Source organism: Desulfosarcina ovata subsp. ovata, from assembly GCF_009689005.1.
In the GTDB taxonomy this organism is placed as follows: Bacteria; Desulfobacterota; Desulfobacteria; order Desulfobacterales; family Desulfosarcinaceae; genus Desulfosarcina; species Desulfosarcina ovata.
Genome location: NZ_AP021879.1, coordinates 613,902 through 637,871 on the forward strand (window position 1 = coordinate 613,902; position 23,970 = coordinate 637,871).

The 23,970-nt window shown below is 55.3% G+C and carries 19 protein-coding genes; 10 read left to right on the plus strand and 9 right to left on the minus strand.

The window, feature by feature from the left end:
- The first annotated feature begins 156 nt into the window (after positions 1-156).
- Both GN112_RS02770 and GN112_RS02775 read left to right on the plus strand, forming a co-directional pair.
- Positions 157-2,571: a hypothetical protein gene (locus tag GN112_RS02770; protein WP_155308832.1), complete on the plus strand. Its 2,415-nt coding sequence runs from the start codon at positions 157-159 to the stop codon at positions 2,569-2,571.
- Positions 2,572-2,574: 3 nt separating this feature from the next.
- Positions 2,575-3,153 (plus strand): hypothetical protein, encoded by a 579-nt coding sequence (locus GN112_RS02775; protein ID WP_155308833.1) that lies wholly within the window; start codon positions 2,575-2,577, stop codon positions 3,151-3,153.
- 187 nt (positions 3,154-3,340) lie between these two features.
- On the opposite strand, the gene GN112_RS33755 is transcribed toward GN112_RS02775, so the two are convergent.
- Complete coding sequence (locus GN112_RS33755) at positions 3,341-4,606, minus strand: glycosyltransferase family 4 protein (protein ID WP_174247655.1); 1,266 nt, start codon at positions 4,604-4,606, stop codon at positions 3,341-3,343.
- A 96-nt stretch (positions 4,607-4,702) separates the two neighbouring features.
- Here GN112_RS33755 and GN112_RS02785 point away from each other — a divergent pair, with 96 nt between their 5' ends.
- The 7 genes from GN112_RS02785 (at position 4,703) to GN112_RS02810 (ending at position 12,270) form a co-directional block, all read left to right on the plus strand.
- Complete coding sequence (locus GN112_RS02785) at positions 4,703-6,424, plus strand: sugar phosphorylase (RefSeq protein WP_155308834.1); 1,722 nt, start codon at positions 4,703-4,705, stop codon at positions 6,422-6,424.
- Between the two features lie 105 nt (positions 6,425-6,529).
- Complete coding sequence (locus GN112_RS33520; protein ID WP_162458747.1) at positions 6,530-7,933, plus strand: glycosyltransferase family protein; 1,404 nt, start codon at positions 6,530-6,532, stop codon at positions 7,931-7,933.
- Positions 7,926-8,780, plus strand: coding sequence for an HAD family hydrolase (locus GN112_RS02790; protein ID WP_162458748.1), 855 nt, complete (start codon positions 7,926-7,928; stop codon positions 8,778-8,780). The genes GN112_RS33520 and GN112_RS02790 overlap by 8 nt, the downstream gene beginning before the upstream one ends.
- Positions 8,781-8,793: 13 nt before the next feature.
- Positions 8,794-9,954 (plus strand): zinc-binding metallopeptidase family protein, encoded by a 1,161-nt coding sequence (locus GN112_RS02795; protein ID WP_155308836.1) that lies wholly within the window; start codon positions 8,794-8,796, stop codon positions 9,952-9,954.
- Positions 9,947-10,930 (plus strand): glucosyl-3-phosphoglycerate synthase, encoded by a 984-nt coding sequence (locus GN112_RS02800; protein ID WP_155308837.1) that lies wholly within the window; start codon positions 9,947-9,949, stop codon positions 10,928-10,930. Before GN112_RS02795 ends, GN112_RS02800 begins: the two co-directional genes overlap by 8 nt.
- 186 nt (positions 10,931-11,116) lie before the next feature.
- Entirely contained in the window at positions 11,117-11,722 is a 606-nt protein-coding gene (locus tag GN112_RS02805) for a tetratricopeptide repeat protein (protein WP_155308838.1), read from the plus strand.
- Complete coding sequence (locus tag GN112_RS02810; RefSeq protein ID WP_155308839.1) at positions 11,719-12,270, plus strand: NUDIX hydrolase; 552 nt, start codon at positions 11,719-11,721, stop codon at positions 12,268-12,270. Before GN112_RS02805 ends, GN112_RS02810 begins: the two co-directional genes overlap by 4 nt.
- An 11-nt stretch (positions 12,271-12,281) precedes the next feature.
- Here GN112_RS02810 and GN112_RS02815 read toward each other — a convergent pair whose 3' ends face one another.
- From GN112_RS02815 to GN112_RS02845, 7 genes are all read right to left on the minus strand, one after another.
- Positions 12,282-13,472, minus strand: a complete 1,191-nt coding sequence (locus tag GN112_RS02815; RefSeq protein WP_155308840.1) for an MFS transporter — start codon at positions 13,470-13,472, stop codon at positions 12,282-12,284.
- 118 nt (positions 13,473-13,590) lie between these two features.
- Positions 13,591-14,523 carry an Hsp33 family molecular chaperone HslO gene (locus GN112_RS02820; protein ID WP_155308841.1) on the minus strand — a complete coding sequence of 311 codons (933 nt, stop codon included), beginning with the start codon at positions 14,521-14,523 and terminating at the stop codon, positions 13,591-13,593.
- Positions 14,504-14,947 (minus strand): hypothetical protein, encoded by a 444-nt coding sequence (locus tag GN112_RS02825; protein ID WP_155308842.1) that lies wholly within the window; start codon positions 14,945-14,947, stop codon positions 14,504-14,506. Before GN112_RS02825 ends, GN112_RS02820 begins: the two co-directional genes overlap by 20 nt.
- 15 nt (positions 14,948-14,962) lie before the next feature.
- A complete protein-coding gene (locus GN112_RS02830) occupies positions 14,963-17,140 on the minus strand; it encodes an acetate--CoA ligase family protein (protein ID WP_155308843.1) in 2,178 nt (725 codons plus the stop codon).
- A gap of 144 nt (positions 17,141-17,284) precedes the next feature.
- On the minus strand, positions 17,285-20,374 hold the full coding sequence (locus GN112_RS02835; protein WP_155308844.1) for a prepilin-type N-terminal cleavage/methylation domain-containing protein: 3,090 nt from the start codon (positions 20,372-20,374) through the stop codon (positions 17,285-17,287).
- Positions 20,375-20,408: 34 nt separating this feature from the next.
- A complete protein-coding gene (locus GN112_RS02840) occupies positions 20,409-20,822 on the minus strand; it encodes a PulJ/GspJ family protein (protein WP_155308845.1) in 414 nt (137 codons plus the stop codon).
- Positions 20,819-21,301, minus strand: a complete 483-nt coding sequence (locus GN112_RS02845) for a prepilin-type N-terminal cleavage/methylation domain-containing protein (RefSeq protein WP_155308846.1) — start codon at positions 21,299-21,301, stop codon at positions 20,819-20,821. Before GN112_RS02845 ends, GN112_RS02840 begins: the two co-directional genes overlap by 4 nt.
- 88 nt (positions 21,302-21,389) lie before the next feature.
- Between GN112_RS02845 and GN112_RS02850 the strand changes: the two genes are divergently transcribed.
- Positions 21,390-23,516 (plus strand): tetratricopeptide repeat protein, encoded by a 2,127-nt coding sequence (locus GN112_RS02850; protein ID WP_155308847.1) that lies wholly within the window; start codon positions 21,390-21,392, stop codon positions 23,514-23,516.
- 19 nt (positions 23,517-23,535) lie between these two features.
- Here the strand turns inward: GN112_RS02850 and GN112_RS02855 are convergent, their stop codons facing one another.
- Entirely contained in the window at positions 23,536-23,937 is a 402-nt protein-coding gene (locus GN112_RS02855) for a type IV pilin protein (RefSeq protein ID WP_197743244.1), read from the minus strand.
- Positions 23,938-23,970 lie beyond the last annotated feature (33 nt).

Sequence of the window (23,970 nt, forward strand, 5' to 3'; positions counted from 1 at the left end):
AATATTAAGGTGGCGACAATAATCATAAAGTTTGCAACCTACCCGTCGATATCTGGAATGTAGCCGTAAAACCGATCCTGCATCCCCGTATGGGGAAATAGTGTTGTCCATTGGGTTCGTTGGAAAAATAATGAAGATGACATCGAGTCGCCGCGAATGAAGGAAAAAACAGAAAAATCTTTTGAAAAGAACAGTTCATCTGCCAGTAACAGCGATGAGGGAAACACCCCTGCGAGCACCAACATGCACGAGGAAAATGACTCGGATACCTTGAGCGACGATGAACTGGAAGTATTTAAAAAAATCATGGGAGAGATTGAGGGGGAGGAAGACGGGGAGGCCAAACCATCGGATGATGCTTCCTCGTCTGCGGACGGGAACCCGATACTGAGCGAAAATGAGCAGCGTGAAATCGAAGCGGTAATCGATTCAATTGGCGATGAGCCGGCCGAAGACACAGATACAGACAAGGCCGATGATCTTGACGAAGATCAGCAGAAGGCCTTTGACAGTATCATGGCTCAGATTGAAAGCGGTGAGGGCGCTGATGCCGTAGCCGAGGAAAAAGAACCGGAGGAGAAGAAACCGGAAGAAACTCCCGACGAACCGGACAATGACGACGATTTTGCCGCCGAACTGGAAAAAGTAGCCCGGGCGGCTGACCCGGACGATGATAATCCGGCCGAAGACGCAGATGTCGACAAAACCGATGATCTTGACGAAGATCAGCAGGCCGCCTTTGACAGTATCATGGCCCAGATTGAAAGCGGTGAGGGCGCTGATGCCGTAGCCGAGGAAAAAGAACCGGAGGAAAAGAAACCGGAAGAAACTCCCGACGGACCGGACAATGACGACGATTTTGCCGCCGAACTGGAAAAGGTTGCCCGGGCGGCCGACTCTGACGATGATGAGCCGGCCGAAGACGCAGATGCCGACGATGCCGATAATCTTGACGAAGATCAGCAGGCCGCCTTTGACAGTATCATGGCTCAGATTGAAAGCGGTGAGGGCGTTGAGGAAGAGTCACCAAAAACCTCTGAAGCGATTGTGAACCCGGCTGAAGTTAAAGTGCCCGACGTCACAGACGCAACCGTAGTGGCCGACAAGAAAAAAAATAGCCGTCCATCAGCGACCACAAAGCAAGACGTTACAGCCGAAGCTGTCGAACGCAAAGCGGGGCCAGAGCCCACACCCATCAAAAAGGAAGCCGATGCCCCCATCGCATCAAGCGGTGATGAAAATGACGGGCAGCCCGCACTGCCATCCAATGAGGCAACCAACTCGGTTCAGCCGGTTGATGAGGATGCGAAGCCATCCTCTTCTGCAGCTGTTCCAGTTCCCGAGAAAAAGGCAACGCAAGCCCCCCAGGAGAAGAAACCCATCTCCCGAAACAGAAAAAAATGGTTTTGGGCGGCCGCCGTTATTTTTTCGATCATCCTGCCATTGACTGGATACGTTCTCTGGCCCCATCGCCAATCTGAACCGACCGATTCCAAGCCACTGGTTGCGCAACCATCGGCTTCGGTGGAAGCGACTACGCCATCCCCGACGGCGGCCGCCCCCCCACCCGAAAAGGAGGAACCGGCAGAACTGCCTGCGGTGGCACAGTTGAAAGCAATCGCTACAGCCCTTGACCAACTGCGCAATGAACTACTCGCAAAACAGGTCGAAATAGAAGAACTGCGGGGCTATTATCAATCCGGAATCGATGCGGAAATCGCCGGGATCCTCGATTCAATCCGCAAGTCCGGGAAAAGGACCATCTCTCTGAAAACGGCAATGGCGGATGCCCATATCAGTTTGGGGCTCTCTGCCATTCAGCGCCGGAATGCATACATCCGTCGACTGAAAATTCCAGCCAATGCCCTTACCAGAGACAGTGAAGAACTGCTTTATCTGACCCGCAAAGCGGAACTGCTCGCCTCTATGGCTGAAAAATCGAGTGGAATCGATGTCGACGGATTCGTTCAGGAGTCTGGTGAGGTTATGGATGTCCACCGCCAGCGCCTCAACCAGCTCAATATCGATGCTGTTGACGTTATCCCGCTCCCCATGGAATCCCTTTGGCAGGATATTTCCCGGCGGCTGCCGGTAAAACCGGCCTCGGACAAGCAACCGCCGGCGGCTGTCCGGGCCGACAACGCAGTTATCTGGAAAGCGATCTGTGAAGGCGATTTCTCCCGAAATGACCAGCTGAGTATGTTGTCCATTGAGGCCGCGCGCTGTCTTTCAGCATGGAAGGGAAAGGATCTGTTCCTCAATGCGCTCACGGATCTTCCTCCCGATATTGCCCGTGAACTGGTCAAGTGGGAGGGCGACTGGCTGGGACTCAACGGACTTACCGAATTGACGCCCGAAGTCGCCAGCCACCTGGCCCGGTGGAAAGGCAGGATCATTTCCCTGAACGGACTTTCACGACTTTCTCCCCAAGTGGTGGCAATCCTGTCCGAGTGGCGGGGAGAGCAGATCGAACTGATCAATGTCAAACACATGCCGAACTGGGATACGCCCCGTATTCGACTCTTTTTTTCAGAAGATCTGCAGCGCAGGCATGAATCCACAAGGAAATAAATCGTGAAGCGACCGGTAGTCATCCATTGGATCGGCAACATCGTCATTTTACTGCTCCTGTTTTTCGCTCCGCAAATGGTTTCGGCCAGCGACAAGGACGAACAACTACGCCAGACCATGGCGGATATCGCCTTGCTGAACCGTCAGATGGCCCAGCGAAAGGCCGATGCGACTGACATCCGCGATCGGTTGGGCCTCCGGCGAAAAGCGATCGAAGAGGAGATCCATCAGGAAATCCAGGCAAAAGGAATTGACAGTCAATCGGAAGCCCTGGAAAATCCAAGGGTCTTTTATGACCTGATCCTGATGGCCGAACTGCGTGCTTACATTGGTCGTTACACACAAAAGATCGGATATTACCGGGTGGCTTGTGACCGTCTGGGATACCTCTATCAGCAGGCGGACGACGATCTGAAAATCATCCACACCCTCTCGGACCTGAAGATCGAAGCCTTGATCGGCCAGGTGGAAAAAGTCCTCGACGGCTACCTTGCCGATGCCCAGACCCTGATCATTAAAACCGATACCCTCGAAATCGACCCGCCGGAAAAGATCTGGGCAAGTTTCAAAGCGGACCGATAGGCCACCAAACCCGGCCGGTCAGCGCGTTGCGTGTCAACCAATCGTGGGTATCAAGGCCCAACGAATCACCGGGTGCGGCCTTTCGGAAATGCGATCTAGGCAGACAATGCCGCTGTTTTGCAGCTTGAACAGTAGTTGCTCCGGATCGTTGCATACCAACAGACCGATCAGTTGTTCCAGAAGGCGCTTAGATCATCAGATTCATCAGCTTTTTGTGAAGTACGCTGTAAGAATAGAATTGTTTCGCAAGGCGGTAATTGTTCTCCACCATTTTCTGCCGCATGGACGCTGTTTGCAGCAGCGCCTGGGTTTGCGCAACCGCATCCTCGGTCACATACCCGTCAATTTCAACTGCCTGAAAGCCTTTGGGCTTGATATCGAAGGTATAGATGGAATAGCGATTGACCATGATCGGTTTGCGGAAATAGACCGCCTCCAGAAAGGCATTGCCAAACCCCTCGACGGTGGAGGGGTAGGTAATGAAATCGGCGTGATGATAGATGTCGTTCAGGGTGTAAATTTTACGGCCGTCCGCAGTGGTTCCGCGCTGGTCGTTGATGATGTCCGAAACGAACAGCGTGTCAACCCCCATCCGCCGGGAATAATCGATGACCCGCTGTTCGTAATCATGCCCCTCGTCACCGGATGCGTGGGAAATCACCAGACGGGATTTGATACCCAGACGGCTGACCAGTTCGATGGCATTTTCGATACCTTTGCGTTTGACGACCCGTGTGGGTTGGAGAATCAGTTTTTCATCCGCCGCCAGTCCCAGGGCCTGACGCACATCATCGGTATACTCATCGGGCGGCGCCGGCGGGTTCTCAAAATCCATCACGTTGGGGATAATGGTGGATGAAATACCGGTCCTCAGCGAGAGCTGGTTGCTGGCGGAAGAGCTGATGACCACATGCCGAATGGTGGGCAAGTGGGGTGGAAACGCCATATTGAGATAGTCCCAGACCGAATTGGCTTTGAACTGCTGGCGTTCCCAGAAAAAATCGTGGTGGTGGGCAATGCAGGGCAATCCGGTTTCGGCAATCAGTTCGGTAATGGCAAGCCCCAGAGGAATATTGAGCGGAATGGTCAGGGCATTTTCGGGAACAAGCAGATCAATATTGAACTTGGCGATGAAATCGTATAATTGATCTTTAAGCAAGTCCTTGATGGTGTGGATTTGGGTGGTTAACGCACGATCACGCACCCCGTATGTGTCGACCCCGAACGCCGTGTTGAAGATTGTCCTGATTTCCGGTTCCATGAAATGGGCTTTGGGTGACAGGAACGAACAGCTCGGGTCCCGGTCCAACTCACCGGCAAAATAGAAGCATTTAAACCTCTCTTTTTCGAAGACGCGCGCCCATTTCTCCGTTTCCAGCGAAACGCCGTCAGTTCCGGCAAAGCGGGTGGAAATAAAGCCAATATGATGAACCGTGTCAAAGGGAATGTACATATTTTCGCCTCATTGGATTGAGAAGGAAGCCAATTTTCGTCCCTCTTTTTAGAAGACATCAAAACGCGACGGGTGTCAACGCTGAAGGAGGATAAAATGAAATCGATTCTGCAGCGGATTTACGGGCCTCTCAAAGGCGATGCCGCGTTCGCCAGGTTGACCGCCATTTTGGATCGCTCCCGGAACGTGCCGCCCCCGCCCGTGGATTCAATATTCACTCAGGCCGATGCGATCCTGATCACTTACGCGGATACCCTGCGCCGGCCAGCCGAGCGTCCGCTGAAGGTCCTCCACAGCTTCTGTGACACTCTCAAGGGCGCCGTATCGGGCATCCATATCCTGCCGTTTTTCCCATTTTCTTCTGACGACGGTTTTTCGGTGACCGACTTTATGGCGGTGCGATCCGATTTGGGCAGTTGGTCCGACATCGAGGCCATCGGCCGCGATTTCAAACTGATGGTCGATCTGGTGGCCAACCATGTCTCGGCTCGAAGCCACTGGTTTGAATCCTATCTGGCCGAGCGTCAAGGGTTCGCCCAACTGGCCATTGAGGTCGATCCGGCGACCGACCTGTCCGCTGTCACCAGGCCCCGGACCTTACCGCTGTTGACGGTTTTCGAGAAGCGATCCGGCTGCCGGGTATCGGTCTGGACCACCTTCAGTCCCGACCAGGTGGATCTGAACTATGCAAGTCTGGATGTACTCGAAATGATGGTTCGAACATTGCTTCTGTACGTCTCCAAAGGGGCCCGCCTCATCCGCCTGGACGCCATCGCCTACTTGTGGAAAACCATCGGGACCACATGCATCCATCTGCCCCAGACCCACGACATGGTGCGGTTGTTTAGAAAGATACTGGACCTCCAGGCCCCCGAGGTGGCCCTGGTTACGGAAACCAACGTTCCCCACGCAGAAAACGTCAGCTATTTCGGCAATGGAAGCGACGAAGCCCAGATGGTTTACAACTTTACCCTGCCACCGCTGCTGCTCCACGCCCTGTGCACGGGAAGCGCGAAACGGTTTTGCCAGTGGGTCAAAACACTTAAAACCCCTTCCGTGCGTACGACATTTTTCAATTTCACGGCTTCCCATGACGGCATCGGCGTGCGCCCGCTGGAGGGGATTCTGCCGCCATCGGAAATCAGCTGGCTGGCAGACCGGGTCCGCCAAAATGGCGGCAAGGTTTCCGAAAAGACCAATCCCGACGGGTCGACCAGCCCCTATGAACTCAATATTACCTATCTGAGCGCCCTGAAAGATCCTTCACGATCCACCGATCCCCTGCACATTCCCCGCTTTCTGGCATCCCAGGCCGTTGCCCTGGCCTTTCCCGGGGTGCCCGGGATTTACGTGCACAGTTTATTGGGAAGCCCCAACTGGCTGGAAGGGGTGCGCATGAGCGGGCGGGCGAGATCTATCAACCGGGCTCACCTGGAGATGGATGCGGTGCTTGGCGAACTGGCCGATCCGAGCCATCCACGGGCCCGTATTTTTCATCCCTACCTGAAAATGCTGCGCGTCCGCGCGGATCAGCCGGCGTTTCACCCCCAGGCGGACATGGAGGTTCTCGATCTGGATCCACGGATTTTTGGGGTAAGGCGGCGCTGTAAGGCCCAGACCATATCTGCATTGACCAATTTCTCGGGTGATACCGTAACCGTTGCCCTGCCCGGCGAGAATGGCGAAAGCAGGCTGATTGATCGGCTGAGCGGCAAGCCGATGCAGGCCGGTCAACTTGTTATGCCCGCCTATGCCACGGTCTGGCTGGACAGTTATAGGGCTGAATCGTCCCACAGAAATGACGGACAGCCTTGTTGATGGTTGGCAGCAGTTGACAAAAGGAAACATTTTTTCAATACTTGAGACGTTCAGCCTGCCCGTTCAATACATCACGGCGGATTTTTCTCGACCGGCCGAAACGCCATGAAGATCGCCTTCGTTCACTATCACCTGAAGACCGGCGGTGTGACCACCGTTCTGAAAAACCAAGTCTCCGCTCTTCAGGGGCGCTGTGAAACCCTTGTGCTGACGGGCGATCGGGCCGGAACCCGAATGGCCTGCCCGGTGGTGGAAATCCCTGGCTTGGGGTACGACCGGCCGGACATGGATACCGTGCCGCCGGAAGCCGTTGCCGAAATGGTCCAACAGGCCATTTGCGAGGTCTGGCCGGAAGGCTGTGACCTCATCCATGTTCATAATCCAACGCTGGCCAAAAACCGTCGATTTCTGCGGATCATTAAACGGCTGCAACAATTAGGGGTCAAGTTCTTTCTGCAGATTCATGATTTTGCCGAAGATGGCCGTCCCGATGCCTACTTTGATGAAAGCTACCCGGCGGACTGCCATTATGGTGTGATCAACCGCCGCGATGCAGATATTCTTATAAAGGCTGGGCTGAAGGCCCAGGGACTGCACCTTCTTCCCAACGCCGTTACGCCCCTGCCCGTATCGCCAGGCCAGGGGAAAAAAGAGCTGATTCTTTACCCGGTCAGGGCCATCCGGCGCAAAAACATCGGAGAGGCGATTCTGCTCTCCCTGTTTTTAGAGAATGGGCTTCGGCTCGCCATCACCCAGCCGCCCAACAGCCCGGCGGATATTTACCGGTATCGGGAATGGGTCGATTGGGCAAAGGGGCACCCATTGCCCGTGGATTTCGCCGCCGGCCAAAAAACGGATTTTGCCGTTTTGGTGGGGGCGGCGCAGTCGATGATCACCACCAGCATTGCCGAGGGATTCGGATTCGCCTATCTCGAACCCTGGACCGCCGGTAAATTCGTGTGGGGTCGTAGACTGAAAGCCATTTGCAGGGATTTTGAAAAACAGGGGATTCATCTGGAAGGACTCTACGACCGTCTTGATGTTCCGTTGGCCTGGATCGATGCGGAGACGTTTGCGGACCAATGGCAGGCGACTGTTTTGCGAGCGGCCATGACGTTCGGATTTCCCTTGGACAAAACAGGTGTCCGTACCGCCTATGACTGGTTGACCGTGCGGGGGCAGGTCGATTTCGGCATACTGAACGAACCGTTTCAGCGCCAGGTTCTTGAAAAAGTGCTGCATGATCCTTCATGCAAGCGGACCCTGAGATCCCTGAACCCATGGCTGGCGGCAATTGGTGTCCCGTCGAACCCGGCAGCCATCATCACTCACAACCGTCGTGCCGTGGCCCGGCATTACGCCATTCATGCCTGCGGCGAACGGCTCATGGAAATCTACCGGCTGGTCGTCAGTAAACCGGTCTGCCATCGGATCGACAAGACGGCCCTGCTATCCGCGTTTTTTGATCTGGAGCGGTTTTCACTGCTTAAATGGAATGCCAGTGCATAACCTGAAAACGATTTTGAGACAGTATATCCACCCGATGGCACCGGTTCCAACGGGCGTCGAACCGGTGCTGGACAAGCTGAGACCGTTTTCAGCCCTTTTTTTCGATGTCTATGGTACGCTGCTGATCAGCGGGGCAGGTGAGATTGGCATCGATCAGAACCCCGCGCCACAGGAAACGGCCATCTTGGCTCTTTTGAAACAATTTGGGATTGAGCAGCCGCCGGAAAAGTTATCTCTATCGCTGGCGCAAGCCATCCGGTCGTCCCACGCCAAGGCCCGGGAGATGGGCGTCGACACCCCCGAAGTGGATATATTGCAGATCTGGCGGGAGGTGCTGGGAATCGACAACATGGATTCACTGAAAGCCTTTGCTCTGGCCCATGAACTGATCGTCAACCCGATCTATCCCATGCCCGGTGCCGGCGAACTGCTTTCCGCCGTCCGCCGTGCCAGGATTCCCATGGGGATCATTTCCAACGCCCAGTTTTATACACCGATTGTGCTGGAATGGGTTTTTGGTCCGCAGCCTGAAAAATTGACTTTCGATGCCCGGTACTGTTTTTTCTCTTACCGGGAAGGCCATGCAAAACCCTGTGGCATCATGTTCGAACGGGCCGGCAAAATACTTGAAGAAATGGGCCTCCCCCCCCATGACGTTCTGTATGTCGGCAATGACATGCGCAACGACATTCTGCCGGCCGACGCCGCGGGGTTTACCACGGCCCTTTTTGCCGGCGATCGGCGCTCCCTGCGCATGCGCACCACCGATGACCGCGTGAAAGATCTGGCACCGGACCTGATCGTCACCGATCTGCGCCAGCTCATCCCGGCCATCGGCAATCATTGACCATGAGGATGCCATGGAAGAAATCCTGAACCAGTTGCCTGCTTTCGTGGAGCAGATCAGCGACATCCGGGAGATCATTATCAGTAATATCGTGCTGATCGGCCAGATCCCGGCACCCACCTTCCGGGAACAGCGTCGGGCTGAGCGCCTGGTCGAACGGCTGGCCGATTTCCAGGTGGACGACTGCGCCGTCGACGATTTCGGCAATCCGGTCGGGATCATCCGTGGCCGGGCCTCCAGCAAAAGCGCTATTTTTATCGTGGCCCATCTGGACACCTTTTGCGAAACAACCTCGGATACCCTTTACACGGTGACCGATAAAGCCATCAGCGGGATGGGGGTGTCGGACAATTCCGCTGCCGTGGGGGTCATGGCCTCGCTACCGGAAGTCTTCCGCCGCCTGGGAATGGTCTTTGAGTCGGACATCGTTCTGGTCGCGCCGGTTCACTCCTTGGGACCGGGCAACCTGAAGGGTATCCGCCAGTTGCTGAAAACCTGGCCGACACCGGTTCGAGGCGCGATCTGCCTGGAAAGCGTTGAACTGGGTCGGCTGAACTATTATTCCGATGGCATGATCCGGGGGGAGATCAGCTGCAGCATCGCATCCGAAAAAAAAATGGGCCGCCACCATCAGCCCAACGCCATCCTGATCATTCACGAAGTGATCCACGCGATCCTGAAGCTCAGATTGCCGCAAAAGCCGCGCACCCAGATCGTCATCGGAAAAATTGCCGGCGGGTTCAATCACGGCCAGGAAGCCTTCGATGCCAGTATCGGTTTTGAAATCCGCAGTGATTCCGACCGGATGGTCAGGGAATTGTACGGCGACATCAAAGATATCGTCAACGGCATCAACAAATCTTTTGCAGTTGATTTGAAGCTGTCTATCATCAGCCACCTCAATGCCACACAACTGGCCTACAACCATCCCCTGGTCAAATGTGCCGCACGTATTTTATACCGGTTGGGTGTGGAAGCGGTCAGTGAGCCCAGCGAGACGGCACTGTCCATCTTCCTGCAGAAACAGATTCCGGCAATCACCCTCGGCCTGACCCGGGGCAACCATTTTCATCAGGATGGCGCCATGGTGGAAATCGAGCCTTTGTTCAAGGGGATCGCCCAAATACCGGCCCTGGTGGCGGCCATGGACAGCGGGATGTGCAGCCATGAATAAATCCTGGATCGAAACCAATACCTTCCATCACAGTAAATTCAAAGACCTCGATCGCCTGGTGGCGGCCAAACAGCGCAAAAACCTGTCCATCTCCCTGTGCCTGCCCACGCTCAACGAAGAGCGGACTATTGCCAAGGAGATTGTGATCATGAAGTCGGAGCTGATGATCCGCCACCCGCTTCTGGATGAGATTGTGGTCATTGATTCCGGATCGACGGACCAGACCCGCGAGATCGCCCGTGCCTACGAGGTGATGGTTTACCAGGCCGATGACATTCTGCCTGCCCTCTCCCGTTTCATGGGAAAGGGGGAAAACCTGTGGAAAGCGCTCTATGTCACCCGGGGCGATATCATCGTCTACATCGATGCGGATATCAAAAACATTCACCACCGGTTCGCCTACGGCCTCATCGGCCCGTTGCTGCTCTCGGATACCATCCGTTTTACCAAGGCTTTTTACGATCGGCCCATCGCCATTGGGGACAACAAATTACGGCCCACCGGTGGTGGCCGGGTGACGGAACTGGTGACCCGGCCGCTTTTTTCTCTGTTCATGCCGGATCTGACCCAATTCGTCCAGCCGCTTTCCGGGGAGTATGCCGGATTTCGCAGCATTTTCGAAAAAATTCCCTTCCATATCGGCTACGGGGTGGAGACCGGCATGCTGATCGATATCTTCGAAAAGTGGGGACTCGACGTGATGGCCCAGGTCGACCTGGACCGGCGGGTCCATAAGAATCAGGACACCAAGGCACTGGGCCGCATGGCCTTTGTGATCATCAAGACTTTCCTCAAGCGGCTGCAGGATCTTGACCGGATGAACCTCAAACAGGATATCTTCAACGAGATGATCCAATTCCATTTGGTCCGTGACCAGCTTGAATCCGAAATCCACACCCTCGAGCAGCATGAACGCCCGCCGATCATCGAAATTCCTGAGTACCGGGAAAAATTCGGAATGGAGGATAAGATGTAGGCCCTTCTTCATCCGCCCGCACCACAACCGTTCGCCTCCCATAATGGTGACACTTTTCTCCAATGGCAGATCCTGTGCCGGGTGATTATCATGGCCATGGACATCTTCTCGCCGGCATGGTAACTCCATGCGCTTGCAAATAACTATGCCATACCGTTTGTTACCGTCGTTCTCAGGAGAAAATAAATGGGTTCAAAAAAGATATCCGGATACATCAAATCGGAAAATGTCATCTGGTTGGTGGTGGTCTCACTACTGGTCGGTTTTGTCAGTGGAGTGGCCTTTGGTATCTATAAGGTCGGTGGCATTGCCGATCCGCAACAAGGGGCAATTGCTGCTCCGATCATGAATGAGGCCCGCCAGAAGGTTATCGACGACCTGAAGGCGCGCGCCCAGACTCATCCCGATGATCCGGAAGCGTGGATTCAACTGGGCCACCAGTACTTTGATCTCGGCTTGGCCGAAGAGGCGATTGCAGCCTACGAAAAGGCCCTGGCGATCAACGACCATGACGCCAATGTGTGGACCGATCTGGGGGTGATGTACCGCAGGGCGGGCAATCCGCAAAAAGCGGTGGACGCTTTTGACCGGGCGATGCAGGTCGACCCCGGCCATGAAATTTCAAGATTCAACAAGGGGATCGTTCTTTTTCACGACCTCAAGGATGAGAAGGGCGCCCTGGCGGCCTGGGAGGCGCTGCTGGCTAGCAATCCCCAGGCGACCACGCCCGGGGGGCAGACCGTTAGCGAACTGGTCGCGCACATCAAAAACAATCATCAGGACAAAAAATGAACAAAGCCATCGTAAACCACACCGCCCTGATCCGAAAGGGGCGCGTGTTTGACTTTTATGCGGAGAACGTCACCCTGCCCAATGGTGTTACCATGGATATGGAGGTGATCCGCCATCCCGGCGCCGCCGCCATCGTAGCGGTGTTGGATGACGGACGCATTCTGCTGCTCAAGCAGTACCGCCATGCCGTGGGCGGATTTATCTGGGAGATCCCGGCCGGCACGCTGGATCCCGGTGAGGATGTGGACACGTGTGCGGCGCGTGAGCTGACCGAAGAGACCGGCTACACGGCAGGGCAGATCGAAAAGCTGGCTGAAATCCTCCCCCTGCCGGCCTATTCGGATGAACGCATTTATCTCTATCTGGCCACCGGGTTGAGCCTTGCGGAACAGAACCTGGATGAAGACGAACTGCTTTTTGTTCACCCGGTGGCGTTGAGCGACGCCTTGGGGATGGTCGCCGACGGAACCATTCAGGACGCCAAGACCATCGCCGGCTTACATTTGGCCGCCGCCCGACTGGTCAAACCCGAAAATGTTCAGCGGTAGATGAATCCCGATCAGGTGATGGTTTGCCGCCATCCTTTCAACCCGGCCACCAGACAGACGATGGCGATCAGGGTCAGCGCCCCGGACAGACAGCCGGTGGCCAAAATACCGCCGTCCAGCCACACGGCCCCGCCGGTCAGAGCGCCAAACGCCCGGCCCAGTCCGGCCATGGCATAAAATCCGGCCATCATGGTGGCCCGGAAGCCCGGCAGCAGTTCGGTGCACAGGGAAAAGCTGGATACCATAGCAAATTCGAAGGTTAAAAAGAGCAGCGCCAGACCGGTCATGGCCGCGGGCAACGACGCATCCAGCCAAGGCAGGAGAAAGTATCCGGCCATCGACAGGCTCACGCCGGTAAAAACCGATCTCTTGACACCGATGCGGTCGGCGGCCATGGCTGTAAGCCCTTCACCCACCAATTCGGCCATTCCGATGAGACTGGTTCCCAAACCCAGAGCCACCAGCCCCAACCCGAAGCTTCTCTCCAGCCAGGCGCCGTAGACGACAAACAGGTTGTCGTTGGCCGCACTGACGAAAAAAGCATACCCCATGGCCCCCAGAGCGGGCCGGTTCGTCAACAGTTCGGCATACACACCCAGATACGGACTCGTGGATGCCGCTTTGCGGCCCTGTTGCGGTTCCGGCGGGATGATGAAAAAGAGTACGATCATCCCGGTAAGGCCCAGTACGCCGATCAGCAGAAACGGCGACCGCCAGCCGTATCGCTCCATCAGCACAGCAATCAGGGGAATGCCCACCAATGTGCTGCCCGACCAGGAAATTTCCATGATACCGATCACCATGGCCCGTCGCCGGTAAGGCACCCGGCTGCCGGCCCAGGCCTGGGCGGCCGGATCGAGGATGCTTTTGCCCAGTCCGGCCAGAAGCAGGGCCGTTAGGACCACGGCATAAAATGGGAAGATTGCCGCGGCCAGCATTCCCAGGCCCAACATGGCCATGCCAACGATCATCATGCGTCGATAGCCCAGCCGGTCGGAAAGGGGGCCGATCAGTGCGCCAAGCAGAGAGGTCACCTGATTGATGGCAATCAGCGATGTGACGGCCGACAGGGATACCCCCATCCCGCGGCTCAGGGCCGGAGCAAAAGGGTAGGCGAAACGACGGGCGACATTGATCACCAGTTTGAAAAAGGTGGTCCCGGCAATGGGCACAATGAGCGTGGGGGGTATGCGGTCAACCATTCAAGGGGGTCTTCCGGTTTGTTTGGTTCTGTTTACACGCGCGGTGGATCGCAAGCCTCCCTCGGACAGGACAGGCGGCGAATCCTGCGGGGCTAAGGATCAAGGCGCACCGGTCGGGTCAGTCGGAAAAGCGCATGGCTACGATCCGGTCGATCTGCTCCCGATCAAAGGCGTATGCCGTGTTGCAGTGATGGCAGCGGATGATCACCGGGAAGGGGCCTTTTTCCTGGATGTCTTTCAATTCGTCAACCGGCATCAGGGTGAGCAGGTTGCGAATCTGATCCCGATTGCAGTGGCAGTTGAAACCAACCGGTCGCCGGTCGATAAAACGGGGAGAGAAGGCACGCAAGTGGGTGGAAACCCATTCTTGTGGCGTTTTTCCTTCGGTCAGGGCTGTGCCGATGGAGGGCAGGGACACCACCCGATCCTCGAGCTGACCGACCACCGCATCGTCGGCTTCGGGCAGGGCCTGAAGCACCATGCCGCCGGCTGCGGTCACCTGGCCCTGCCGATCGAATTTAACGCTCAGACTGAACGCGGTGGGGATCTGCTCGGAGGTGAGATAATAGTGGGCCAGATCCTTGGCCAGATTGCCGTGGGCGATCATCACCTGTCCGGTAAACGGCTGTTTGGCATCTTCCAGCATGCGGGTTACCGAGAGAAAGCCGGCACCGAAAAATGGCGACAGGTTGCTGTCTTCGAGGGGTTTTTCGACCGGAATGGGTACATTTTTTAAAAACCCGCGGATGTCGCCGGCTGCACTGGCTTCCACCACCAGCCCCTTGATGGGGCCGGAGCAGTCCACCTGCAACCGCAACCGGTCCCTGCCCTTGAGCGTTGCGCTCATCAGGCAGGCCCCCAGATAGGCGTGTCCCAGCACCAGGGTTTCCAGGATACCCAGTTCGTGGTTCCAGCGCATCTGGTTGATCATTCGGCTGCCGCCGATCACCGCCCCACGGATGGAATCGTCGACCAGAAGGAACGTGTGCAGCCGGTCTTCACCCAATGCCAAAATGGGTCGGGAAAGATGGTCAGGTTGTTTTTTTTCCATGATCGGATTTCAAATTCAGCTTATTGCGGGCTTCGGCGATACGGGTTTCAATTTGCTGCCGATCGCGCATTTTGGACAGGTTGGTGAGCAGACCGGATGCCTCCGTGGGTGATTCCTGGCGACTCTCCAGTAGCAATCGGTACCAGTAGGGCAGGTCCGAGCTGTAACAGGATACCAGGTCCATGCCATGTTTGCGGGCCGTGCGCAATGTTTCCTGAATAATGCCGGCCTGTTTTTTTGGGGTCTGAGCAAGGTCATCTATCATGTTCAGGTAAACACCGAGATGATGGTCCAACTTCCGCTTGGCGATGTTGTACCGGACAATCGGCTTGATCCAGAATCTGGCGATGATATATCCCAGCACACCGGCCACGAAACTGGCCCCGGCGGCAATCAGAAGTGACGAATCCAGAGAGAAAAGCATCCATTCACCAAAATTTCAGTAACCGCGTGAGAGATAGCGCCGATACTCGGCCATCCGGGCGGCCGTTTTTACCGCCCGCTCAGGCGTTTCAAAAAATATTGCCTTCAAATCATGTCCGTCGACCGGGTAGACCGTCGAATCGTTCTCTTCGGTCAAGATACTGACACCGAAAATCGGTTTCTGGAATTTCTCCATCAAGCGGACAATTTCCCGGATGTATCGTTTCTCAAAATCGCTGGATGTCCTGACGGTTTCTTCAAGCATTTTCCGAGTATAACTGTCGTCCGCACGGGCCACCGAATCCGCCAGGCGCCGAACAAGGAAACGCCTACCGAAAATGCCCAAGTTGATCACCCCGTCGCACCCATCCCACTCCAGCAATGCCTCCAACACGGAAAGGGGAATGTCGAGGTCATTTTCACCGACCAGATCGACGGGATTGGTACGACTCCAATACGTCGGCAGAATTTTGTCGATCCGGGCAATCAGTGCTGCCGGCAATTCGGGGACCTCCAGATTGAATCGGTTGCACATATCGGAGGTGATGACCCCCCAGCCGCCGCCAAGGGTCATGATGGCGATGCGGTTGCCCCGGATCAGGGGCAGTGACGCGAAGCCTGCCGAAAGATCCAGCAGTTCCATGGACTGATCCACCTTGACAATGCCTGCCTGGCGGCACATGGCATCGAACAGGCGCACGTCAGAGGCCATGGCGCCGGTATGGCTGGCAGCGGCCCGGCGGCCGGCATCGGTCTGACCGCCCTTGAGCAAAACAATGGGCTTCTTGCGGCTGACCCGGCGGGCACTTTCGAAAAACCGACGACCGTTCTTGACGCTTTCGATGTAAAGCATCACTGTCTCGGTCAACGGGTCCACTTCGAATCCTTCCATATAATCTTCGATGGTCAGCATGGCTTCATTGCCGGAACCGGAAAAGGCACGGATGCCGATTCCCTGTTTTTCGGCAAAGGCCAAAAGCTGGGCCCCCATATTACCGGATTGGGATACAACCGCAGTGGTCCCCGCCATTGAGCAGCCCCCGGTGGCCATACAAGAAAAGTGGATATGCGGATTGCCGATCCCCATGGTATTGGGTCCCAGCACAAGGATACCCGCGTCACGGGCAGCGTCGACCAGTTGCCGTTCGAGCCGTTTGCCCTCGCTCCCGATTTCGCCGAATCCGGAGGTGACCAGCAGCATGTTCCTGACCCCTTTGGCTTCCAGTTGAGGGATCAGATCCATGACCCCGGCCGCCGGAACGGTTACCACCGCCAGGTCCACAGGACCGGGAATATCGCCCACCTGTTTGAATGCCGGTTTCCCGGCAATCACGCCGCCCTTGGGGTTGACGGTGTAGATTTCTCCCTGGTAACCGCAACTGATGGTGTTGCAGAGCAGTGTGTGCCCCCATTTGCCCATTTGGGACGAGGCGCCGATGAACGCCACCGATCGGGGGTGGAAAAAGGCGTGGATGGCCGGTGGGGGCACCGGCGGCGATACGGCGGAGACATTGTCCGGATCCGCCAGGGTGATCAGGGCATCCACGGCCGCGAGCGTCCCGTCGGCAGCAGCGATAAGCGGGTTGATGTCGATTTCGGCAATTTCGGGAATATCAGTGGCGATGGCCGACAACCCCATCAGCGTGCCCACCAGCGACTCCCGGTCGACAGCCGCCTCTCCGCGAAAAGCATCCAGCAACCGGCGGGAACGGACCGATTCGATCATATCCAGCGCATCCTCGCGGGTCAGCGGCGCCAGGCGCAAGACAACGTCGGACAGCGCTTCGGTAAAGATGCCCCCCAGGCCGAAAAGAACGGCCGGACCAAAATGCGGGTCACGGAAAATCCCGGCCACAAGTTCCCGCTGGCCAACGACCTGCGGCTGAACGAGAATTTTAATTTCCGGGAGAGTATTGAGAATCTGACCCGCCGCCCGGGATACGGCTGCCGCATCGTTCAGGTTCAGATGCACCACGCCGCTTTCGGTTTTGTGGAGCAGGTTCTCGCCGATGCCTTTGATCACCACGGGAAAACCGATTTGCCGGGCCGTGGCCACCGCCTCGTCGGCGGTGGAGACAATGGTTTCAGTTACGACGGGCACACCATAGCCACCCAAAATGGTTTTCGATTCGGTTTCGGTCAGGGCACGCCTGCCGGACGCGAGCGCTTTTCTCACCCACTCATGCGTTTCCACGTTTATTTTCTCCTGATGCAATGCCGGGTTGTCGGCCAGGTATCCAAAAAAAGCCGCTTTCAATTTTAAAAAACAGGCCTCTATCTACTTGAGGCCATGCGTTTGGGTCAAGGGATAATATGGTATTGAAGGCTTGATGGCGCTTTAGTATTGCAGCGGCTGGCTGACCGTTACCGGCAGGTTGACAAAGGACTGGTAACCGAAATCGTCAAAATAGACGTTGAGTGCGCCATCGCCAAAGGCGTGCAGGCCGAAGGTGGAATCGGTGCCGGTCAGGTCGGTTTCGGCGCTGCGGATGACGACGTTCCAGGTGTCGGTCAAAACGGATGCCGATATGCTGGGGGCGTCGCCGGTGAGTGCCATAAGGGAAATCGTAGTGATGTCACTGTTGACCGCATCCCAATCGATCAGAGTAAAGTGATCGTCATCGACTTTTATTTCTGTATCTTCATCCGGCGGCCAGTTCAATGATTCCGGATCGAGCGGGTTGCCCAGCTTGTCCGCATCCAGCTGTGTGGGAGTGTCATCGGCGGTCCCGCAGTCATCCGGCAGGCCGTAGTAGGCCTTGATGAAATGGGCGGTTTTACCGTCATATCTGGTAACCGTGGCCAGATCGGTCTTGCCGGCCACCGAAAAGGCGCCGGGTTCAAACGTGCCCACCACGTTCTCCAGCAGCAGCGTCCCGGTTGTCTCGCCGGTCATCAGCGGATAGCCGTAGACCGTCGCCGATGCACTGGATTCACCGCTGGACTGGTCGATGCGGTCGCCCGGCGCTACGATGTCGGTGACGGTGGGGGTGTACTCGAATTTGAGCCATTGGGCGGACTTGAAGCGTACCAGGAGGGTGGCGTTATCAAGGTTGAAAGAATCGGCGACAACGTCAATTCGGCTGACCGTACAAGGATCGGCTATGTCTGTACCACCGATACGTAAACGGAGGCTGAATTCAGAACCGGTGGAATAGGCATCGGTAATATCAAGCTCGCCATTTCCCATATTCTCTGCGACAACAAGATTGTTGATTAAAATATCAAGCGATTGGCATGTGCTCTCCCAGATCAGTTTTCGGGCAGTGTAGTCGCACGGAATGGCCGGAACCGGGGAAAGATCGACGATTTCAACGGATTCTCTTTCTTCGTCGACAATCGGCCTCCAGTATATTGGCGGGGTAATGGACCCAAGGGTGACCGTGTCCGCGATCTTCTTGTAGGCCAGCCATTGCTTTGATCCAGACTTGGATTGCCAGAGTACCAGAGACAATACCTTATCATCTTCTTCAAAGGGTTTCAGCGCAGCGTCGATGCCGTCAGAAGGATCGTTTTTCGGGGTCGTGCGTTGAAACGACAACCCATAGGTATTGTTGCCATCATCGGTCAGCCGGAAGTTGATCCCGGCGGTGAAATAATCCGGCACCTGCGGATCGAAGCCTACCTTGACCTGGACGTCGAACTGGTCCGCATCGAAATTCACCAGGCCGGCATTCAGTGTGATCAGACTTTCATCGGAGCCGCCTGTGTCGGTCAGGCCGGTAACCTTGAGCACATTGTTTTCTTCACTTTGGGCGATGTCATGGGTCCCCAGCGTGGATGCATTCCACCCGGCCAGGCTGTCGAATCGGTCATGGACCGTCACCCGCTGGGTCCCCTTGGCTTCGGGAATCTGGACATGGTAGACGATCTGGCGCGATGCCGCCATTTCACCGCTGCCCACCGAACCGGTGGCCGTAACGCGGATGCATTTTTTCAGGCGCAGGGATTCTCCGGCATTGACCGTCACATTGGTGAAATCCGTGCCGTCGGTTCGCCGGAGTCCGGTCAGGGTATCGGTTGCGTCATCATAGGTACTGTACGTGTAAGTGATGTCATTGATCACCACCGCACCATTTCGCTCGGGAAACATCCCCCCGCTGCCGTCTTCGAGGGTCAGGTCCCCACCTGTGGAAAACGTCTGGCTGCTGGTTGTACTGGCCTGGGCCACCGGATAGACCGGCGTATCCTTGGCCACCGTTCCCATAAAGGCAGAGTCAAGTGTGAACGTAATTTGGTTGCCGCTGATCGATTCCGATGTAAAGGAAATTTCGTTATTGTCGACGCTTAGCGTTCCGTTTTCCGGGATCGAATAGCCATCGGCCAGTTCTCCAAAAAACTTGGTGGTCAGTTGGCTAATATTGGTCTGGTCCGCATCCGCCAACAGGTAATAGGGGGTGAACTGGACCTCGAATTGCCCCTGGTCGTTGGCCAGTTGATAGCTGGTTCCGTGAAGGGTGTTTAGCACCGTGAAGCGATCGTTTTCGGTATCTGCCGCCAGATACTGGCTGGCCGCGTATCGCAGACCGGATTCGGCCAGGTAATAGGCCTGCTCGGATTGGCTGGCGACGGTGCGCTGAAGCTCCGACGAGCTGATCATGGGGATGATGGCCGCCCCCAAGGCAGTGAACAGCAGGAGGGTGATGATCATGCCCACCAGGGTGCTGCCGCGGTTGAACGGCCCGCCGCTGGCCTTGAGGTGCCGTCGTACGAGCGCTGTGCCGATGATGAAAACGATGCCGGTGAACAGGCCAATCCAATGTGCCTTCGATCCTTCGGCGATGCGCGTGGAAACGGGCAGGGCAGTGGAGATAAAACAGCTGTATTGTTCGCTGGTGGGCGGCCCACTGGCCAGGCTGGTCGGGCTGATGCCGCCGTAATTGTCGTTATTTCTGGGGTGAACCAACGTGTTCAGGCCCACGGTGTCACCGGCAACATCCTTACGGTACAAATCGATGGAAAACTGAATCGCGGACAGTTCGCGGCGATCATCGCTGATCGTCCAGCCGCTGTCGCCCTTGAAATAGCTGAAGGAGAGGGATGCCACCCGGTCGCTGAGGATGTCGCCGTTATTCTCAAGATAGGCCTCATCGATATTCTCGGCGGGGTTGTCGTAGATCCGGATGGTTTCATCGATTTCGGCAATCATGCGTGGCTCGTCATCGGCATCACGGTAGACCAGATAGGTGGGCGCGGAACCGATCTTATCCACAGACCGCAGTTCCAGAAGTTCCCGGTTGATGCGGGCGGCCGCCAGTTGAATTTTCTGCGCCAGGGCCGTGTTTTCCCGAACCACGGCATAGCTGTTGAGGGCGGCGACAACCCCCATGGAGGCGATGGACGCGAGGATGGCAACCACGACCAGTGCCGTGATGACCTCAAGCAGGGTAAAGCCGGCGCCCGGTTTTCCGGTAGGCGGCGTGATCATTTGGATATCCGGTTTCAATGGAAATGACCGATCCTCAACGGGTGAACAGCTCGACCAGGCTGTGGTCCCCCAGGCTGATGGCCACTTTTAAAACCCGGCATTCCGACGGACTGGACGTGCAGGCCACTTCACTCTGGCTCGTATCAAACTCAATGTATTCACTCTGGCTGACCGTGTAGCTTCCGTAATAGCCGCTCTCCACACGGGATTTGAACGTGGCCAGGGGGGTGCTGTCCACAAGCAACAGCCGTTTGTAGTCCGCATTCATGTTTTCAAAAATGCCCTGCAGGGTCATGCCTTCCTGCATGGAGAGCGTGGGAGCCACACTCCTTGAGATGCTGGTTCCCATGAACTGCACCAGGATAACCGAAAGAATCGCGGCAACCGTCAAGGTGACGATAATTTCGATCAGGGTAAAGCCGGAATGGGTCACCCGCTTTTTTTTCATGGGACGAATCCCGTGTTGCCGGTAATGGTAATTATCGTTGATGTGCCCCCATCCGAGGTTAACGTCAATTGCAGATCATTTTGCAGGACATTGTTAATAGTTACGTACGGGCGGCCCTTGTCGTCAAATGACAAGGTGGTCGGTGTCAGGGTGAGCCCGTATTGGCCGATGTCGACCGTATCTGATTCTTCGCCAGGTAGTTTGTGTTTTTTGGCGGTGGGGTCGTCGCCTGAAAACAGCCAGTACTGTTTCCCCGAATCGTCGCAACGGATGCCCCAGCGGATATCGGTATCCATGGACCGGGCCTGCGCATAACGGATGTGGGATTTGATCACCTCGGTCTGGGAATAGAGGTTTGCCTCTCCCATGCGGCTGCGCCCGATAAGGAGAACACTGATAATCCCGATGATAATCAGCACCACCATGACTTCCAGCGCAGAAACCCCCGCATGGTTGCGTAATTGCCGAAATCGATGCATAGTCCCTGATTATCAGATGTTAAGACCGAATTAAACAGCAAATCAACCGTGCTTGAATCCCTGATTTTCTCCTCAAACTGGAAATGCAATGCAACAACCATTATCCGATAGCGATAGCCTATTGAATCTGAACCTTGATCGAACCACGGGACAAACGGCCCTGGCGCTGCTGCTCCTTTTTATCGGACTGATTGTTGTCTACGCGGCCAGTTTTTCAGGGGCCTGGATCTATGACGATGAGGCCAATATCCTGAGCAACAAAAACATCCATATAGGCCGCCTCACGTTCAAAGATCTGAGCCGGTCAATCCATCTGCAGCCGCAGGATCCCGGTAGCGCCGAACGCATCAAAAGGCCACTGGCCTATATGAGTTTCGCGATCAACTGGTATTTCGGGAAAAACCGGGTGTTCGGCTACCATCTGGTCAATTTCTGCATCCATTTTATCTCCGCGGCATTTCTTTATCTGTTTATCACCCGTGCCCTATTAATCACCAAACCCGCTGCACGCTATCGCAGCATGGCGCATCCCATAGCCCTTTTATCCGCTTTTATTTGGGCGATCCATCCGATTCAGGTGAGCGCGGTGACGTACATCGTGCAGCGCATGGCGTCCATGGCGGGGATGTTCACGATTATGAGCATGTATGCCTATTTGAGATTTCGAATGTCCCCGACACTCAAAGGCAAAGCGTTCGGCCTGGCCGCTTGCGCAATATGCGGCCTTTGCGCATTGGGAACCAAAGAGAATAGCGCCATGCTGCCCCTCTCGCTGTTTTTTCTTGAGGTCCTGCTGATTCAGGGACCACAATCAATGAATCTGAAAAAAACGGCTTGCCGGGTATTGCCGGCGCTGGCTGCCGTCGTTTTGATCGGGCTGTTTTATGTCAATCCGCTTGACCTTATCGGGGGATACGCCAATCGTCCCTTTACCCCCATGGAACGGATCCTGACCGAACCCCGGGTGGTGCTCTATTATCTCAAGGTATTGTTCTATCCACTGCTTTCCGAAATGACCCTGGTGCATGATATCGAGGTGTCCACTTCGCTATGGTCTCCCTGGTCCACGCTGCCGTCAATCCTTACCATCGGTGCGCTTTTTTTCGGTGCCTTGTTCTGGCTTTCCAAAAAACAACCCCTTGTCGCTTTTGCCGTGGTTTTCTTTTTCATCAACCATCTGATTGAAGGCTCCTTCATCAGTCTGGAACTGATTTATGAGCACCGCAACTATATCCCGTCCATGTTTATTTTTGTCATTCCGGCTTTGCTGCTGATCAACGTTTTGGCTTACTTTTCCTACAGCCGAAAATTCCAACTGTTTGTAGTAATCAGCGGGGCGATCGTACTGGCAACCATTGGCCACTCCAGCTTCGCGTACAGCCATTTGTTCCGCAATGGATTGATTTTCTGGAAGGACAACGCTGAAAAGTCTCCCCGCCTGAGCATCGTGCAGAATAATTACGGCATTGAACTGTTGCAGCACGGTTTCAACCATAAGGCGCTGGCGTATCTTCAACGGGCAGAACAGCTGAACCGCTATTTCAATCTGTCCCAACAGGGCGTAACCTATCACAATCTTGGCATCTACCATGAGACGGTCGAGCACGATTTTGCACTGGCGTTAACCTATTTTGAGAAAGCGATGTCCATTACGGCACATTCCAAAAAGATGGGATTTGCCCTGTGCATGAGTTACTTGCTTAATGGAAACGTTGAAAAGGCTCGATCCACGCTTGATGACCTCCTAAAAAAATGGCCCGATGAGCCGGATTTCCTTTTATTAATGGGAAATATTCGATTGATGGCGGGCGATCCCGACAAGGCACTGGTATATGCCCGGTTTGCTCGCAGGGCCAAGCCGGATGCCGTTGAGGCCCTGGCGGTTTACGGTGAAGCGTACCGATTAAAGGGGGCGTTTGGAAAAGCGAGGTTTTTTTGGCAGGCATATCATCGGGAATGCCCCAATAGCTTCAGTGCAGCTCTTGCTTTATTGGATATTTTTTATCAGGCCGGGGATAACAGTGCCCTTTGTCGTCTTATTGCAGATTTGGCAATAAAAAAGGGTTCCCAATCTTGGGATAGTTTGCTTCGAAGTTACCATTCTCCATTCATGTTTGCCGATGCACTGTTTTACGCCGTGAATCGAGAGCAGATCCTATCCATCATCTCCAACTCCTTACGGAAAGAATTGGAGACAATTGACCAACATCCCTGATGAAAAAGGCTAGCTTTGGTTAAGGTGACCCAGGCCGGGGGATTAGTCTGCCTTTAGTTTGGCCAGGCATTAGGGTGTTGCTGTTGCCAGTAACCATCAGGTAGATGTTCGTATTGCCGAACAACGTCGTATTCAAGGTAAAATCTCCCAAGTTAGTACCCAGCGTTATGTTATCATAGACAATTTGTCCGGGGGTATCTCCGAGAAGCAGTTGTTTCGCAAAATGTTGATTAACCCGGCCGACACCCTCGGCGAGAGCCGCGTCAAGCGCCTTGAGCCTCGCCTCCGATTGCAGATCAAAGTATTTCGGAATGGCAACGGCCGCCAGAATACCCAGAATGACCAGAACGGCAATGATCTCGACCAGGGTAAAACCCTTCTGGTTTTTAAGATGCGCTTCGACTTTTCGCTTATTCATCATGTCGCCTCTGCTGCTTGTTTGGGGTAGCCACAT